The organism is Bacillus sp. 2D03 (assembly GCF_003946765.1).
GTDB classification, from domain to species: domain Bacteria; phylum Bacillota; class Bacilli; order Bacillales; family Bacillaceae_G; genus Bacillus_A; species Bacillus_A cereus.
The window spans coordinates 1-16,143 of record NZ_RPSJ01000026.1 but is presented as its reverse complement, the minus strand read 5'-3'; the positions used below and the strand labels follow the sequence as shown (position 1 = coordinate 16,143).

The following is a 16,143-nucleotide window of genomic DNA, read 5'->3' as shown; positions in this document are numbered from 1 at the left end:
TTCGCTCGACTTGCATGTATTAGGCACGCCGCCAGCGTTCATCCTGAGCCAGGATCAAACTCTCCAATAAAGTTAGTTTGTCTAGCATCTAAAATAAAAATTGACGTTTCACGTTGTTTGTTTCGTTCAGTTTTCAAAGAACTACTTGGTCGCTCATTTGCGACTTCCTTATGTTAACATTTTCATCTTTCAATGTCAACTAAGTTTTTTATTTCGTTTGTCGCTTTCGACGTTATTATCATCGGCGACTTGTTCTATATTACACCTCTAAGCTCTAATCGTCAATATGTTTTTATAAAAAATATAAAAAGGCTTATTTATTTTAAAATAAGCCTTTTTATCACATATCATTCTATTCATTTATTATTTTTCTATAATTGGTAACGAAACGATAAATTGAATAATACCATCCCTATATTCCGCTCGAATACTACCACCTTGTAACTCAACAATACTTTTCGCAATCGCTAAACCGAGTCCCGAGCCTTCCGTTACTCTACTTCGAGATTGATCCTTCTTATAGAAACGTTCAAACAAATTCGCTAACTCTTCTCTCGTAAACTCTTCACTATGATTCGCAATTACAATTTGTATATCCCTACGCTGCCTTTGAAGAGAAACTTTTATCTCTCCATCATCTTTACTATACTTAATCGCATTCATTAGTAAATTATCAAATACACGAACCATCTTTTCCGAATCAATCGATGCATAAGCACGTTCCTCAGGAAACTTCTTAACAAACGTAAGTCCATGTTCTTCCGCCTGCGGTACTAACTCTTCTATTAATTGCTCGAGTAGCTCATTCATACAAACTTCCTGTTTTTCTAATACAACTTGTTCATTTGTTAACTTCGTATACTCAAATAAATCTTCTATTAAATTTTTTAACTGCTCCGACTTTGCAAAAGCAATTCTCGTATACTCATCGTGTTGTTCTTTATTTTCATATTTAGAATCTCGAAGTAATCGTAAGTAGCCCATAATAGAAGTCAGCGGTGTGCGTAAATCGTGAGATACATTCGTAATAAGCTCATTCTTTTGCTTCTCTAATTTACGTTCCTTTTCTATATTATTCATAAGCTCTTCTGCCATATTATTAATATTCTCAGTTAAAGCTGCAATCTCATCTTCACCTTTTTTCTCAATGCGGTACGCTAAGTTGCCTCTTTCTATTTCCTTTACACCTTGCGCCATTGCTTCAATCTGCTTCATCTTTCTCTTTGTTATATAGAAGAAAGAGAAAATGAATACAAGAACACCAATTAAAAATGGGAATGGTCCTTCTACTTTATAATACACTACCTCCCCTTGAGGAATCCCGCTTACAAACATATATAAGTTCTTACCTTCAATTGTAATAGGGGAGAATGTAATAAACTCTTTTCTTGATCTTTCAATATCATTATTATTTGAATAATTGATAGCAAATGAAGTCGCATTACGAATTGTATTATGCAAATTAATTTGTTCTTCTTGCGCTTGCTTCGTTTTATACAAAACTTTACCATTTTCGTCAGTAACTAATATTTTAAAGGCATCATGCCCTTGCTCTAAATTTTCATTTTCTAGCTCTATCATGTTTTGTACAGCATCTAATTTATTTTCAGCAACCATCATTTCCGCCGTGCTTTGAGCTTTACGATTAATTTGCTCCATACCATCTCTATAATTAATCTCAGCATGCTGGCTAGCATCTTCAAAAATAGGTGCTACTATCTTCGTTGATACAAAGAGACCTAATAACGCACAAGCAGTAAACGCCGTAATAAGTTGAATCCGTATACTCCGTTTCACACTCTTTATTATCTTTCCAATTAATTCGCGAAATTTCCTAACATAAGTAAACGGATTAAATATCTTTTTCAATCTTATACCCCACTCCCCATACTGTTTTTATATATCTAGGTTTCCTTGGATTCTCCTCAATCTTTTCACGCACTTTCCGAATGTGCACCATTACGGTATTATCAGACTGGAAAGATCGTTCGTTCCACACCTTTTCATAAATTTGCTCCGCACTAAACACCATACCTGGATTTCTAGCTAGCAATTCTAAAATTGAAAATTCCCTCGGAGTTAGTTTCACTTCTTCTCCGTCCACAATAACTTTATGGGTCGAGATGTTTATTTTCATCTCTCCAATTTCTAGCTCGTCCTCATTTTGTATAGCGAAACCATTCATTTTCATATAACGGCGTAACTGAGATTTAATTCTTGCGATTAACTCTAACGGATTAAATGGTTTCGTTACATAATCATCTGCACCCGTTGTTAACCCTAAAATCTTATCCATATCTTGCGTTTTCGCAGAAAGCATAATAATAGGCATTTCTTTCGCTTCCCTTACCTTCATACACATATGAATACCATCCACTTTCGGCATCATAATATCTAATACGACTAGATGTACTTCATTTTCTTCCAATAGACGTAATCCTTCTTCTCCGTCTCCTGCTTGTAATACTTTATATCCTTCATTCTTTAAATAGATTGTAATTAAATTCCGAATTTCTTTTTCATCATCTACGACAAGTATTGTTTCGTGTGCCACAATATCTCCCCCATCACTTTTTTAATCCCTAACTTCTATTATAGGAAAACTTCTGAAGAAAAACGCTCGGAAATCCTTAAGATTTTCTGAAGACGCAAAAAAGGTCTAGACTCCCCTTAAGTCTAGACCTTTAAAAAACCCCTTTTATTTACGAACATAGATGAAATATAGTACGAATAAAACTCCCATAACATACATAATCGGATGAACCTCTTTACGACGACCACTCACAACCATTGTAATTGGATAGAAGATAAATCCAATCGCAATCCCAGTTGCGATACTATACGTAAGTGGCATAGAGATAATTGTAAAGAATGCTGGTACTGCAATCTCGAATTTCTTCCAATCAATTTCCCCTAAGGAAGAAACCATCAAGATTCCTACAATAATTAAAGCCGGTGCTGTTACAGCTGGCGTTACAACACTTAGTAATGGCGAGAAGAATAGTGCCAGTAAGAAGAATCCTGCTGTTACAACTGCTGTAAATCCAGAACGTCCTCCTGCTGCTACCCCTGCAGACGATTCAATGTAAGACGTTGTTGTTGATGTACCTAAAATCGCACCAATTACAGTTGCAATCGCATCTGCAAATAACGCTTTTCCTGCACGTGGTAATTTATTGTTCTTCATTAATCCTGCTTGATTTGCAACCGCTACAAGCGTACCTGCTGTATCAAAGAAATCGATAAAAAAGAACGTTATAATAACAATCCCCATTTGAACTGTGAAAATATCTCCGAAGTGCGTTAACGCCGCGCCGAACGTTGGTTCTAGACTCGGTATTGCTCCCACCACAGCTTTCGGAGTATCAATTAATCCTGTTGCAACTCCTAAGATCGCTGTAAGAATCATACCGTAGAATACTGCACCATTAACTTTCTTAATCATGAAGATGATCGTAGTAACAACCCCGAAGATTGCTAGTAACGTTGTGCCCTTTGTTAAGTCCCCCAACCCAACAAGAACCGCATCGTTTTTCACGATAATTCCGGCATTTTGGAATCCAAGGAAAGCAATGAATAATCCAATACCTGCTGCTACTGCAAACTTTAACTCCGATGGAATTGCATTAATGATTTTTTCACGAATACCTGAAGCAGTAAGAATAATAAAGATAATACCTGACATTAATGTTCCGGCAATGGCCGTTTGCCACGGAATACCCATCGTTAACACTGCTGTATAAGCAAAGAACGCGTTAATTCCCATACCTGGCGCTAAAGCAATTGGATACTTCGCGAAAATACCCATAATTAACGAACCGATCGCTGCCGCTAATGCCGTAGCAACGAATACTGCACCTGGATCCATCCCTGTACCTGCTGGTAACCCTTTAACATTTCCAAGCGACAGCGTAGCAGGATTGACAAATAGTACGTAAGCCATAGATAGAAATGTCGTTAACCCTGCTATGAACTCAGTCTTATAATTCGTACCGAGCTCATCAAACTGAAAATAGCGTTTCATCCTATGTTTCCCCCGTTATATGATTACTCGCCGTATTTCACCCTAGCCCTCTTTTATCCCGAGAAATAAAAAAGGCTTCCATTGCATATATACATGGAAGCGTTCTATAAACAAAGACAAGTTTCCCCTCATCTTTATACAAACGCCTCGTAGTCAAGCCATTTACGGTAGCTAGGTAGAAACTTTCGGGCCATATCCCCGATATTATACGACGGCTATAATATTCACTTTTCGTTTGAATTACATAATCATATTAACTCGACGAAGTAGTTTTGTCAATTTAAAAACGAACATTTTCATAAATTTTTATAGTTTCGTTCGTATTAATACCAAAATAAAAAAGATCCATCTATGCATAAGCAATAGATGGACCTTTTTATAAATACTATTCCCACTCAATAGTTGCTGGTGGCTTACTCGTTACATCATACACGATACGGTTAACGTGTTTTACTTCGTTTACGATACGTACAGAGATTTTCTCTAATACGTCCCAAGGGATACGTGCCCAGTCAGCTGTCATACCGTCGATAGATGTTACCGCGCGGATACCTACTGTGTAATCGTAAGTACGCTCGTCACCCATAACACCTACACTACGCATACCAGGAAGCGCAGTGAAGTATTGCCAGATTTCGCGGTCTAAGCCCGCTTTAATAATTTCTTCGCGTAAAATCGCATCAGATTCACGAACGATTTCTAATTTCTCTTCTGTGATTTCACCTAATACACGAATACCAAGACCAGGTCCTGGGAATGGTTGACGCCATACGATTTCATCAGGAATTCCTAATTCTGATCCTAATACACGTACTTCATCTTTAAATAAAGTGTTTAAAGGCTCAATTAATTTGAACTGCATGTCTTCTGGAAGTCCACCAACGTTATGGTGAGATTTAATTGTTTGTGCAGTCGCTGTACCACTTTCAACGATATCTGTATAAAGTGTACCTTGCGCCAAGAAGTCCATACCTTGCAATTTAGAAGCTTCATCATCAAATACGTAAATGAATTCGTTACCGATGATTTTACGTTTTTGTTCTGGATCTTCTACACCTTTTAACTTGTCCATGAAGCGATCTTTTGCATCTACTTTAATAACGTTCATATGGAAGCCTTCGCTAAATGTTTTCATAACGCCTTCTGCTTCGCCTTTACGAAGTAAACCGTGATCAACGAAAATACATGTTAATTGGTCGCCGATTGCTTTATGAATTAATACTGCTACAACAGAAGAGTCTACACCGCCACTAAGTGCGCATAGTACTTTTTTGTCTCCAACAGTTTCACGAATCTTTTCTAATTCTACTTCGATAAAGTTCTCCATGTTCCATCCTTCAGAACAACCACATACGCCGAATACGAAGTTTTTAATTAAATCGTTACCGTGCTCAGAGTGACGTACTTCTGGGTGGAATTGTACACCGTATAAGTTTTTGTCTTCATTGCTCATACCAGCAATTGGACAAGACTCACTTGTTGCGTCTACTACGAATCCTTCAGGTAAACCAGTTACTAAGTCACCATGGCTCATCCATACAACTTGCTCTTCTGGAAGGTTCGCATATAATTTTGATTCGTTCTCTACTTTAAGAACAGCTTTTCCGTACTCACGGTGATTTGCACGCTCTACTTTACCACCGAAGTGTTGCGTCATAAGCTGCATACCGTAACAAATACCGAAGATTGGTAAACCTAGTTCAAAGATTTTTTCATCACAATGTAATGCACCTTCACCGTATACGCTATTTGGTCCACCAGAGAAAATAATCCCTTTTGGATTCATTGCTTTAATTTCTTCTGCAGTAATTGTATGTGGATGAAGTTCACTGTATACACCGAACTCACGAATTCGACGTGCTATTAACTGATTGTATTGACTTCCAAAATCTAAAACGATAATTGTATCGTGTTGTTTCTTCAAAATAATCACCCCAACGTTAGTTCTCGTATATAAATATTTTCACCAATTTGGCGAAAAGCATTACCAATATAATAAAAAAAGCCAGTCCTCCGCCTCTAGTCTCATAACAAAGAAAAGGCAGGGGTCTGGCTTTATAAAGAAAGATAGTCTCCGCTCTTTATAAATATAAGACACACTGCCTTCATAGTCAGGTTGTTTACGGTAACCCGGTAGAGACTCTCAAACCATATCATTGAGGATATATGAAGGATCGTTTTATATTATCTTCCTAGATTCTAACAATGAAGTATCAATATGGTCAAGAGAGAAAGCGACAAAATTCTACAGAAATTCATTTCCTTTTCTAAAAAACATAAAAAAACATCCATTTCTATATAGAAATGGATGTTTTTTAGGACAAACGGAATTACATCATTCCGCCCATACCACCCATGCCCATGCCGCCCATGTCAGGCATTGCTGGTGCATTTGGTTCTGGCTTGTCAGCTACTACAGCTTCAGTTGTTAAGAACATAGCTGCAACAGATGCTGCGTTTTGAAGTGCAGAACGAGTTACTTTAGCTGGATCTACGATACCAGACTCAAGCATGTTAACCCATTCGCCAGTAGCTGCGTTGAAACCAACGCCTACTTTTTCGCCTTTTAGACGCTCTACAACTACAGATCCTTCTAGACCAGCGTTGATTGCGATTTGACGAACTGGCTCTTCTAGTGCGCGAAGTACGATGTTGATACCTGTTGCTTCGTCGCCTTCAGCTACGATAGAAGCTACTTTTGTGTATACGTTCATAAGTGAAGTACCACCACCTGCAACGATACCTTCTTCTACTGCTGCACGAGTTGAGTTAAGTGCATCTTCAATGCGAAGTTTGCGTTCTTTCAACTCAGTTTCAGTTGCTGCACCTACTTTAATTACCGCTACGCCACCTGCAAGTTTTGCAAGACGCTCTTGTAATTTTTCACGATCGAATTCAGAAGTTGTTTCTTCTAATTGCGCACGGATTTGACCGATGCGAGCTTCGATTTGTTCTGTGCTTCCTACACCTTCAACTACAGTTGTGTTTTCTTTCGTTACAACAACTTTACCAGCGCGTCCTAAAGATTCAACTGTAGCAGATTTTAAGTCACGGCCTAATTCTTCAGTGATTACTTCGCCACCAGTTAAGATCGCGATATCTTCTAGCATTGCTTTACGACGGTCACCAAATCCAGGAGCTTTAACAGCTACTACATTGAATGTACCACGAAGTTTGTTCACTACTAATGTAGCTAACGCTTCGCCTTCTACATCTTCAGCAATGATAAGAAGTGGTTTACCTTGTTGTACCACTTGCTCTAATACTGGTAAGATTTCTTGAATGTTAGAAATCTTTTTGTCAGTGATTAAGATGTATGGGTTATCAAGAACTGCTTCCATTTTGTCAGAATCAGTAATCATGTAAGGAGATGCATATCCACGATCAAATTGCATACCTTCTACTACGTCTAATTCTGTTGTGAAGCCTTTAGATTCTTCTAAAGTAATAACGCCGTCGTTACCAACGCGCTCCATTGCTTCAGCGATTAATTGACCTACTTCTTCGTCAGCAGCAGAAATAGCAGCTACTTGTGCGATAGAAGATTTACCTTCGATTGGTTTAGAAATCGTTTTTAATTCTTCAATTGCAGCAGTAACAGCTTTTTCGATACCTTTACGAAGACCCATTGGGTTCGCACCAGCTGTTACGTTTTTAAGACCTTCACGAATCATAGCTTGCGCTAATACAGTTGCAGTTGTTGTTCCGTCACCAGCTACGTCATTTGTTTTGCTAGCAACTTCTGCTACTAATTTCGCACCCATGTTTTCGAATGCATCTTCTAATTCGATTTCTTTTGCGATTGTTACACCATCATTTGTAATAAGTGGTGAACCAAATTTTTTCTCAAGTACAACGTTACGACCTTTTGGTCCAAGCGTTACTTTTACTGCATTTGCAAGAGTGTCGACACCGCGAAGCATCGAACGACGTGCTTCTTCACTAAATTTAATATCTTTTGCCATAATAATTGACCCCCTTGGATTTTTTAAGATTTATATAATTAACCGATAACTGCTAAAATGTCACTTTCACGTAAAATCAAGTAGTCTGTACCTTCATATTTCACTTCAGTACCTGCATATTTTGAGAAGATGATAAGATCACCTGCTGCTACCTCTAAAGCAACACGCTCACCATTCTCAAGCACTCGACCAGTACCTACTGCAACAACTTTACCCTCTTGTGGTTTTTCTTTTGCAGTATCTGGTAATACGATACCACTTGCTGTTTTTTCTTCTGCTTGAACAAGCTCAATTACAACGCGATCACCTAATGGCTTTAGCATGAACAATAACCTCCTCATTTTGTTATGTAAATTTCTTTTATTAGCACTCAAGTCATCCGAGTGCTAACACACTTATAATAATAAATAATCTCAATTTCTTTTGCAAGTAAAAAAATCATAATTTTTTCGCAAATCACTATATAAACTTTCTATATAGAATACTGCCTTTACTATATGAATCGTTGTTTCCACTGCTCGTATGTTACAATATGAAAGGACACCCTAAGTTGTTTTCGCTACACACACAACTTTCTCCTGTCTTCTATTATAATTTCAAATAAGGATTTACGAAAAAAACATAATTCAAGTGAGGTTTATATCGTAGGTAGCATATTTACATGTTATCCTAACTTATCTCATACACTATAGTTAGAAAGGATGGTTAAACCATTTGAAGAAACAATACTGGTGGATTATCGTTACATACATTTTAATGCAGTTATCCGGCGTTGTTGGATTACCACTTCTCCTAAAAACAGGACTCTACGATAATAGAGGATTTACCATTGAGGAAAAAGGACAAATCATAACGGGACACTGGGCAATTATTAGCTTCTTTGTTGCATTATGTATCGTACTTTGGTTACTTAGAACAGATATTCGTGACAGGCATTTAGATCCAATGCGCTCTTCTATCCCAGCTACTATTGGATGGATTTTCATCGGGTTCTTCTTAGCAATCATCTCACAATCCATTGCAGGTATGATTGAAATGTATGTATTTGGGGTTCCACGTGAATCTGAGAATACAGACAGACTGATGGACATCGCAAGAACGATACCTTGGTTCCTTATTGTTGTATCTATAATTGGACCTATCTTAGAAGAAATCGTATTTAGAAAAATTCTATTCGGCACGCTTTATAAGAAGTTTAACTTCTTTATCGCAGCTATCATTAGTTCGCTTGTATTTGCAGCAATTCATTTTGATTTTACTCATTTATTGGTATACACTGCTATGGGGCTCGTATTCGCCTTCTTATATGTGAAGACGAAACGTATTATCGTTCCGATTGCAGCTCATGTTGCGATGAATACATTAGTCGCTATTGGGCAAATTTTTATGAGCAATGAACAAATTCAAGAAATGATTAAAGAAGCTGAAAAAATGCAAGGCTTTATCGGAGGATTTTTTGTATGAGAAACTCACCATTGTTCATGGCTGCACTATACTTCCTTCTTGGATGTATCTTTACACGCTTCGCCATTACGAACGTGACAGATACAATCTGGAATGTGTGGACAATACTATTTGCAGTTATGGCAACAATTGATTTTAATTTGGCACTTCGCCTTATATTAATTAAATTCACAAAAAAGAAACAATAATAAAACGCAGAGGTCGCTTCCTCTGCGTTTTATTGTGGATAGTTTTTCAAAAAGTAAACTAATGTTTGTAACTCTACAGCTAAGTCAATATGATGAATTCTAATATTCTCTGATACGTTTAATCGCGCTGGTGTGAAATTCAAAATACCGTGCACGCTTGTTTCAGCTAATCTATCTGCTACAGCTTGTGCTACTGTAGCCGGTACTGTTAATATTGCCACTTGTATATCATTTGATAATCTCTCTTCTAATTCATCTAAATGATATACAGGAATGCCCCCGATTTCTGTTCCAACTTTCTCTTCACTAACATCAAATGCCATTTCAATTTTTGTATTATTGTTTTTCGTGAAATTATAATGTAAGAAAGCGGTCCCTAAATTACCTACTCCAATAAGTGCTACACGTGTTATATCATCTTGATCAAGTGTTTCACGGAAAAATGATAATAAATAATTTACGTTATATCCATATCCCTTTTTCCCTAACGCTCCAAAATACGAAAAATCTCTTCGTATTGTTGCGGAATCTACTTTTACTGCCTCACTCAATTCGGCCGATGAAACACGCTGCTTACCAGAAAGAGATAAGTTTTGGATAAATCGATAGTATAGAGGCAATCTTTTAGCAGTGGCTTGTGGAATCTTTTGCTGATCCATATGACCTCTCCTCTCTTCCTATCTTTATTCATATACTTTAATCAAATACAGAAGTTTAGCACTCATTAAATTCCTTGTATAATAAAGAGAAGAAGTATTCTCTCTTTATTTTAAACTATACACTATTTTTAGTATGATTGAGAAATATAAACATGGCAAAGTTAAGAAATTATTTGAGGTGAAAACATTGATTTTATTACAAGTAAACGCGCTTTCGAAATTATACGGTGCAGAAACGATTCTTGCAAACATAAAATTGGAAGTACAAACAAAAGATCGTATCGCATTAGTTGGAAGGAATGGAGCAGGCAAATCTACATTATTAAAAATTATCGCTGGTGAATTATCTCATGATGGTGGCGAAATTATAAAACCGAAAGATGTCTCAATCGGATATTTAGCTCAAAATACTGGACTAGAAACGTCTTTAACAATTTGGGATGAAATGCTAACCGTCTTTACCCACTTACAGCAAATGGAGACAAAACTTCGAAGGCTTGAGCAAGAAATGGGAAAAGAAGAAAACTTTTCAAACGAAGCTACATATGAAAGATTGTTAGCTGATTATGACCAATTGCAACTCAATTATAAAGATCAAGGTGGATATCAATATGAAGCGGATATTCGCTCCATTTTAAGCGGCCTTGGCTTCCCAGTTGAAACGCACCAGACGACGATCTCTACTTTAAGCGGCGGGCAAAAAACAAGATTAGCTCTCGGGAAATTATTATTAACAAAACCAGACTTACTTATTTTGGACGAGCCTACAAACCATTTAGACATCGAAACATTAACGTGGCTTGAGCAATATTTACAAGGTTATCCTGGCGCAATATTAATCGTTTCACATGACCGTTATTTCTTAGACAAACTCGTTACACAAGTATATGAAATTTCGAATAAAGAAAGCAGACGATTTGTTGGTAACTACAGTAAATATTTAGACTTAAAATCAGCATTATATGAGCAAGAAATGAAACGTTACGAAAAACAACAAGATGAAATCGCAAAACTTGAGGACTTCGTTCAAAAGAATATAGCTCGCGCTTCTACAACGAAACGTGCTCAAAGTCGTCGTAAACAACTAGACAGAATGGAATTATTAACGAGACCATTAGGGGATTCTAAGTCAGCATCATTCCACTTCGATATTGAAAAGCAAAGTGGAAATGATGTTTTACAAGTAAATGATGCAACCATCGGCTATGATGAGAACCCTATAATTGAACATGTAACTATGCGCTTAACTCGCGGAGATAGTGTTGCTTTAGTTGGTCCAAACGGAATTGGGAAATCCACATTGTTAAAGTCTATTGTGAATAAGTTACCACTATTAAATGGTGATGTTTCTTTCGGATCAAATGTATCTGTTGGTTATTATGATCAAGAACAAGCAAACTTAACATCTTCTAAACGGGTTTTAAATGAATTATGGGATGAATATCCACTGCAACCTGAAAAAGAAATCCGTACTATACTCGGGAATTTTTTATTCACAGGAGATGATGTACTGAAACCAGTATCTTCTCTTAGTGGTGGACAAAAAGCTCGATTAGCTCTTGCAAAACTTATGATGCAAAAGTCAAATTTGTTAATTCTAGATGAGCCTACGAACCACCTTGATTTAAATAGTAAAGAGATTTTGGAGAATGCTTTAATTGATTACCCAGGGACTCTTCTATTCGTCTCACATGACCGCTACTTTATTAACCGTGTAACAACGACTGTGGTTGAGTTATCAACAGAAGGTGCACAGGAATATTTAGGGGATTACGATTACTACGTTGAAAAGAAAAATGAAATGATTGAACGTGCAGAACTTGAACAGCAAGAAAGTGACATTCCTGTTCAAAAAGTGGTTGCACAAGAGAAATTAAATTATTTAGAAGAAAAAGAGCGTAAAAAACTAGAGCGTCAACGCACCAGAAAAATTGAAGAGCTAGAACAAAGTATATTAGAATTAGAAGAAGAAATTGCTACGTTAGAAGATCAACTTTGCTTACCAGAAATATATGCAGATTATGAAAAAGCTAGTGAAATTACAACTAAAAAGCAAACGCTACAAGAACAACTTGAAACTTGTATGGCAGAATGGGAAGAGCTGCATGTATAAGCATATTTAAATAAAAAAGATGTCTCATAAGTCAGGATTTTTGACTATGCGACATCTTTTTTTCTTTTAATACAGAAACAATTTTTTGAGTATATCAATCGTAACTTAGAATATACCAACGATTTTTCAAATATATCTATTGTAACCCTATATATATTAACAATTCGACACGAAATATCGATTTAACGACAAAGATTGACAATATTAGCATCTTCTATAATAGGGGGATGTTTCAAAATGTTTTTCAGGGATATCTTCTTACTTTTTATTTCCCGAAAAAGAACAAATTCAAAGGTCTGACATCATCCTATTTATCCACAATTTTATACACATATCCACCTTTATAAAATAAACCTTAAAATACCTTTTCCACATTATCCACAATCGACAAAAAAGTTATCAACATTTTATATACACAATAAAACCCATATTATCAACAGACAATATGGGTTTTATCCACAACCTGTGGTTAATTATGTGCATAACTATGCTTCAATATCTAATCCTGGATTTGCATTTAAGGCTAATGTTGCACGCTTACCTTGTTCATAAGCAATTGTCCCTGCGGCTGCAATCATCGCTGCATTATCTGTGCATAAAGATAGCGGTGGAATAATTAATTCAATGTTTTCTTTTTGTGCAAATTCCTCTTCTAATCGCGCACGAAGTCCTTTATTAGCAGCTACTCCACCAGCAAGAAGTAATTGCTTTACATTATAAGCTTCTGCTGCACGAGCTGCTTTCGTTACAAGTACATCTATTACACTTTCTTGGAAACTTGCCGCTAAATCTTCTGGCGCAATTTCTATACCGCGTTGTTTTGCGTTATGCACAGTGTTGATAACTGCTGATTTCAATCCACTAAAGCTAAAATCATATGAATCCGGTTCTAGCCATGCACGAGGCAAATCAATTGTCGGTTCTCCTTCATGTGCAAGGCGATCAATATGAGGACCACCTGGATATGGCATAGATAACGTACGAGCTACTTTATCATATGCTTCTCCAGCTGCATCGTCTCGTGTTTCACCAATTACTTCGAATGAACCATGTTCTTTCATATAAACAAGTTCTGTATGCCCACCGGATACAACAAGTGATAATAACGGGAATTGAACTTCTTTTACTAAACGGTTCGCATAAATATGACCAGCAATATGATGAACACCGACTAACGGAATATCATGTGCAAACGCTACTGCCTTCGCTGCATTTACTCCAATTAGAAGTGCTCCTACTAAACCAGGACCTTCTGTTACAGCAATTGCATCAATATCATCAAATGTGATGTTTGCTTCCTTTAAAGCTTCTTCTAACACAACTGTAATTTCTTCTACATGATGACGGGATGCAATCTCTGGTACAACGCCGCCAAAACGTTTATGACTTTCAATTTGTGATGCAACGACATTCGCAATAATTTCCGTTCCATTTTTAACAACTGCTACTGCTGTTTCATCACAACTTGTTTCAATACCAAGTATAATCGTATTTTTTTCCATTATATATTCACCCACATTACGAGACCATCTTCCTGATTGTCTGCATAGTATCGTTTACGAATCCCACCATTTTGAAATCCGTATTTTCTGTATAACTGCTTTGCTACTTCATTTGATACACGTACTTCAAGTGTCATTGTTTTTACCCCTAGTTCTTTCGCTTCAGAAATAACTGCTTTCAATAGGGCATCTCCTAACTTTTGACCTCGGTATTCTGGCAAAATAGCTATATTCGTTATATGTGATTCATCAATAATTATCCACAATCCACAATACCCGACTACACGACCATCTTTTTCTAACACAATATAATGTGCATGTTCATTCATCGTTAATTCACGATGAAAGGCATCTGCAGTCCAAGGAGTTGAAAAAGACGCTTCTTCAATAGCTACAATTTGAGCAATATCATCAAGCTCCATCTTTCTAAATATCATATCCATCTTCTGCAAGCTCCTACTTGTTTTGACTTTCTAACCACTTTGTTTCAGCTTCAGCTAAACGAAGATAGCTCGGAACAAACGTATGCACATCTTGTTCTTCTTTTTGTAATCCTAAGAATGCTAGCTCACTTGGTCTTGGATTATTTTTAGTAAATGGAGCGAATACAGCTTGATCACCTAAATGTTCTATAATTGTTTCTTTATGCAATTTAACATCGTTACCGATAAATAAAACAGGCTGTCCTTTATCTTTTAACATTTGCAACCAGTCCACAATAAGAATAATTCGGTCTTCTTCTATTGAAGTTAACTGCTCTCCTTCATATGTATATAACCCTGTATAAATTTGCCCACGTCTTCCATCAAATAAAGGACAAATTAACCCGTTAAAGTTAGCACCGTTTGCAGCTACTACCTCTAAACTTGATACACCTACAATTGGTATTTGAAGTGACCAAGCTAATGTTTTTGCCGCTGTCACGCCTATGCGAACACCTGTATAGGATCCAGGTCCAGCAGCTACAACGATTTTAGTTAATTCCTTCGGTTTTACGCCACACTCTTTTAACAGTTTCTCTACAGCTGGCATAAGACGTACAGAATGGTTTTTCGTTAAATTTGTAATGATTTCCCCAATTACGTTTCCTTCCTCAATAAGGGATACACCCATTACGTAATTTGAAGTATCAATTGCTAGTACTTTCATCTTGTAATAGCTCCTCACATAATCTAATATAGCGATCTCCAATTGGCTCGAGTATAATTCTTCTTGTGTCATCTCCAGCATGGAATAAACTAATTTGTAACTTTTCATTTGGTAAATATGCCTCTATTAAATGAGCCCATTCTACTACCGTAATTCCTTCACCGTAGAAATATTCATCAAAGCCTAAGTCCTCTTCACTTTCTGCTAAGCGATACACGTCCATATGATATAGCGGTAATCTTCCTTTATATTCTTTAATGATATTAAAGGTAGGACTATTTACAACTCTTTTCACTCCAAGACCTTTTGCTAGTCCCTTTGTAAAAGTCGTCTTACCAGCTCCAAGATCTCCTTCTAAAATAATTACATCTTGTGCCTCTACGAGCTCACCTAGTTTTTCTGATAACCTTTGTGTCTCCTCAGAAGATTTTGTTGTTACTTCATATTTACTCACAGACTTCACCTACTTTACTCACAATGTTCTCTGCTCTTTATTATACAGGTTTTGAATATATAAAAAAGTCCTTAGGAGTTGTCCTAAGGATAGTTTGACTGTCTTTATTAGTTTTTTGTTAAAACAAATAAAAAAATACGAAACAACTTGTTTCGTTCTTTTCTTTATATGAAATGGCGGTCCCGACCGGGGTCGAACCGGCGATCTCCTGCGTGACAGGCAGGCATGTTAACCACTACACCACGGGACCATTTGGTTGCGGGGACAGGATTTGAACCTGCGACCTTCGGGTTATGAGCCCGACGAGCTACCGTGCTGCTCCACCCCGCGACAATATAAATAGCTTGGCGACGTCCTACTCTCACAGGGACAAGGTCCCAACTACCATCGGCGCTAGAGAGCTTAACTTCCGTGTTCGGTATGGGAACGGGTGTGACCTCTCTGCCATCATCACCAAACTATGAAGGCATATTCCTTCAAAACTAGATAACATTGCTACATATTATATGGTTAAGTCCTCGATCTATTAGTATTCGTCAGCTCCACATGTCACCATGCTTCCACCTCGAACCTATCAACCTGATCATCTTTCAGGGATCTTACTAGCTTACGCTATGGGAAATCT

The 16,143-nt window shown here is 37.1% G+C and carries 14 protein-coding genes, 2 tRNA genes, 3 rRNA genes and 2 riboswitches; of the genes, 3 read left to right on the top strand and 16 right to left on the bottom strand.

Annotated features, from left to right (window positions below):
- From EBQ15_RS30095 to groES, 7 genes are all read right to left on the bottom strand, one after another.
- Positions 1-70 (bottom strand): 16S ribosomal RNA (locus tag EBQ15_RS30095); the annotation flags it as partial.
- Positions 71-363: 293 nt separating this feature from the next.
- Positions 364-1,869, bottom strand: a complete 1,506-nt coding sequence (locus EBQ15_RS30085) for a sensor histidine kinase (RefSeq protein WP_000719230.1) — start codon at positions 1,867-1,869, stop codon at positions 364-366.
- Positions 1,853-2,554 carry a response regulator transcription factor gene (locus tag EBQ15_RS30080; protein WP_000929884.1) on the bottom strand — a complete coding sequence of 234 codons (702 nt, stop codon included), beginning with the start codon at positions 2,552-2,554 and terminating at the stop codon, positions 1,853-1,855. The genes EBQ15_RS30085 and EBQ15_RS30080 overlap by 17 nt, the downstream gene beginning before the upstream one ends.
- A gap of 144 nt (positions 2,555-2,698) precedes the next feature.
- Positions 2,699-4,024: an NCS2 family permease gene (locus EBQ15_RS30075; RefSeq protein WP_000833094.1), complete on the bottom strand. Its 1,326-nt coding sequence runs from the start codon at positions 4,022-4,024 to the stop codon at positions 2,699-2,701.
- A gap of 130 nt (positions 4,025-4,154) precedes the next feature.
- Positions 4,155-4,256, bottom strand: a riboswitch (purine riboswitch).
- A gap of 153 nt (positions 4,257-4,409) precedes the next feature.
- Positions 4,410-5,948: a glutamine-hydrolyzing GMP synthase gene (gene guaA, locus EBQ15_RS30070; RefSeq protein WP_000743913.1), complete on the bottom strand. Its 1,539-nt coding sequence runs from the start codon at positions 5,946-5,948 to the stop codon at positions 4,410-4,412.
- Between the two features lie 164 nt (positions 5,949-6,112).
- Positions 6,113-6,214: riboswitch (purine riboswitch) on the bottom strand.
- A 140-nt stretch (positions 6,215-6,354) separates the two neighbouring features.
- On the bottom strand, positions 6,355-7,989 hold the full coding sequence (groL, locus tag EBQ15_RS30065; protein WP_001029993.1) for a chaperonin GroEL: 1,635 nt from the start codon (positions 7,987-7,989) through the stop codon (positions 6,355-6,357).
- 38 nt (positions 7,990-8,027) lie between these two features.
- Positions 8,028-8,312: a co-chaperone GroES gene (groES, locus tag EBQ15_RS30060; protein WP_000917311.1), complete on the bottom strand. Its 285-nt coding sequence runs from the start codon at positions 8,310-8,312 to the stop codon at positions 8,028-8,030.
- A gap of 391 nt (positions 8,313-8,703) precedes the next feature.
- Between groES and EBQ15_RS30055 the strand changes: the two genes are divergently transcribed.
- Both EBQ15_RS30055 and EBQ15_RS30050 read left to right on the top strand, forming a co-directional pair.
- Entirely contained in the window at positions 8,704-9,453 is a 750-nt protein-coding gene (locus EBQ15_RS30055; RefSeq protein ID WP_000745327.1) for a CPBP family intramembrane glutamic endopeptidase, read from the top strand.
- A complete protein-coding gene (locus EBQ15_RS30050; protein ID WP_001246203.1) occupies positions 9,450-9,641 on the top strand; it encodes a YdiK family protein in 192 nt (63 codons plus the stop codon). Before EBQ15_RS30055 ends, EBQ15_RS30050 begins: the two co-directional genes overlap by 4 nt.
- A gap of 29 nt (positions 9,642-9,670) precedes the next feature.
- Here the strand turns inward: EBQ15_RS30050 and EBQ15_RS30045 are convergent, their stop codons facing one another.
- The gene (locus tag EBQ15_RS30045) at positions 9,671-10,300 is read right to left on the bottom strand and encodes a redox-sensing transcriptional repressor Rex (RefSeq protein ID WP_000372699.1); all 630 of its coding nucleotides are present in this window, start codon (positions 10,298-10,300) and stop codon (positions 9,671-9,673) included.
- 187 nt (positions 10,301-10,487) lie between these two features.
- On the opposite strand from EBQ15_RS30045, the gene EBQ15_RS30040 reads away from it, so the two are divergent.
- On the top strand, positions 10,488-12,413 hold the full coding sequence (locus EBQ15_RS30040) for an ABC-F family ATP-binding cassette domain-containing protein (RefSeq protein ID WP_000602145.1): 1,926 nt from the start codon (positions 10,488-10,490) through the stop codon (positions 12,411-12,413).
- Positions 12,414-12,898: 485 nt separating this feature from the next.
- Here EBQ15_RS30040 and tsaD read toward each other — a convergent pair whose 3' ends face one another.
- The 8 genes from tsaD to EBQ15_RS30000 form a co-directional block, all read right to left on the bottom strand.
- Positions 12,899-13,915, bottom strand: coding sequence for a tRNA (adenosine(37)-N6)-threonylcarbamoyltransferase complex transferase subunit TsaD (tsaD, locus tag EBQ15_RS30035; RefSeq protein WP_000414585.1), 1,017 nt, complete (start codon positions 13,913-13,915; stop codon positions 12,899-12,901).
- Positions 13,915-14,358: a ribosomal protein S18-alanine N-acetyltransferase gene (gene rimI / locus EBQ15_RS30030; protein WP_000367190.1), complete on the bottom strand. Its 444-nt coding sequence runs from the start codon at positions 14,356-14,358 to the stop codon at positions 13,915-13,917. The genes tsaD and rimI overlap by 1 nt, the downstream gene beginning before the upstream one ends.
- A gap of 13 nt (positions 14,359-14,371) precedes the next feature.
- Complete coding sequence (gene tsaB / locus EBQ15_RS30025) at positions 14,372-15,064, bottom strand: tRNA (adenosine(37)-N6)-threonylcarbamoyltransferase complex dimerization subunit type 1 TsaB (RefSeq protein WP_000865753.1); 693 nt, start codon at positions 15,062-15,064, stop codon at positions 14,372-14,374.
- A complete protein-coding gene (tsaE, locus tag EBQ15_RS30020) occupies positions 15,045-15,518 on the bottom strand; it encodes a tRNA (adenosine(37)-N6)-threonylcarbamoyltransferase complex ATPase subunit type 1 TsaE (RefSeq protein WP_000049644.1) in 474 nt (157 codons plus the stop codon). Before tsaE ends, tsaB begins: the two co-directional genes overlap by 20 nt.
- A gap of 174 nt (positions 15,519-15,692) precedes the next feature.
- Positions 15,693-15,768: transfer RNA gene (locus tag EBQ15_RS30015), tRNA-Asp, on the bottom strand.
- Positions 15,769-15,771: 3 nt separating this feature from the next.
- Positions 15,772-15,848, bottom strand: a tRNA-Met gene (locus EBQ15_RS30010).
- A 12-nt stretch (positions 15,849-15,860) separates the two neighbouring features.
- A 5S ribosomal RNA gene (gene rrf / locus EBQ15_RS30005) occupies positions 15,861-15,976 on the bottom strand.
- Positions 15,977-16,024: 48 nt separating this feature from the next.
- Positions 16,025-16,143, bottom strand: a 23S ribosomal RNA gene (locus EBQ15_RS30000); the annotation flags it as partial.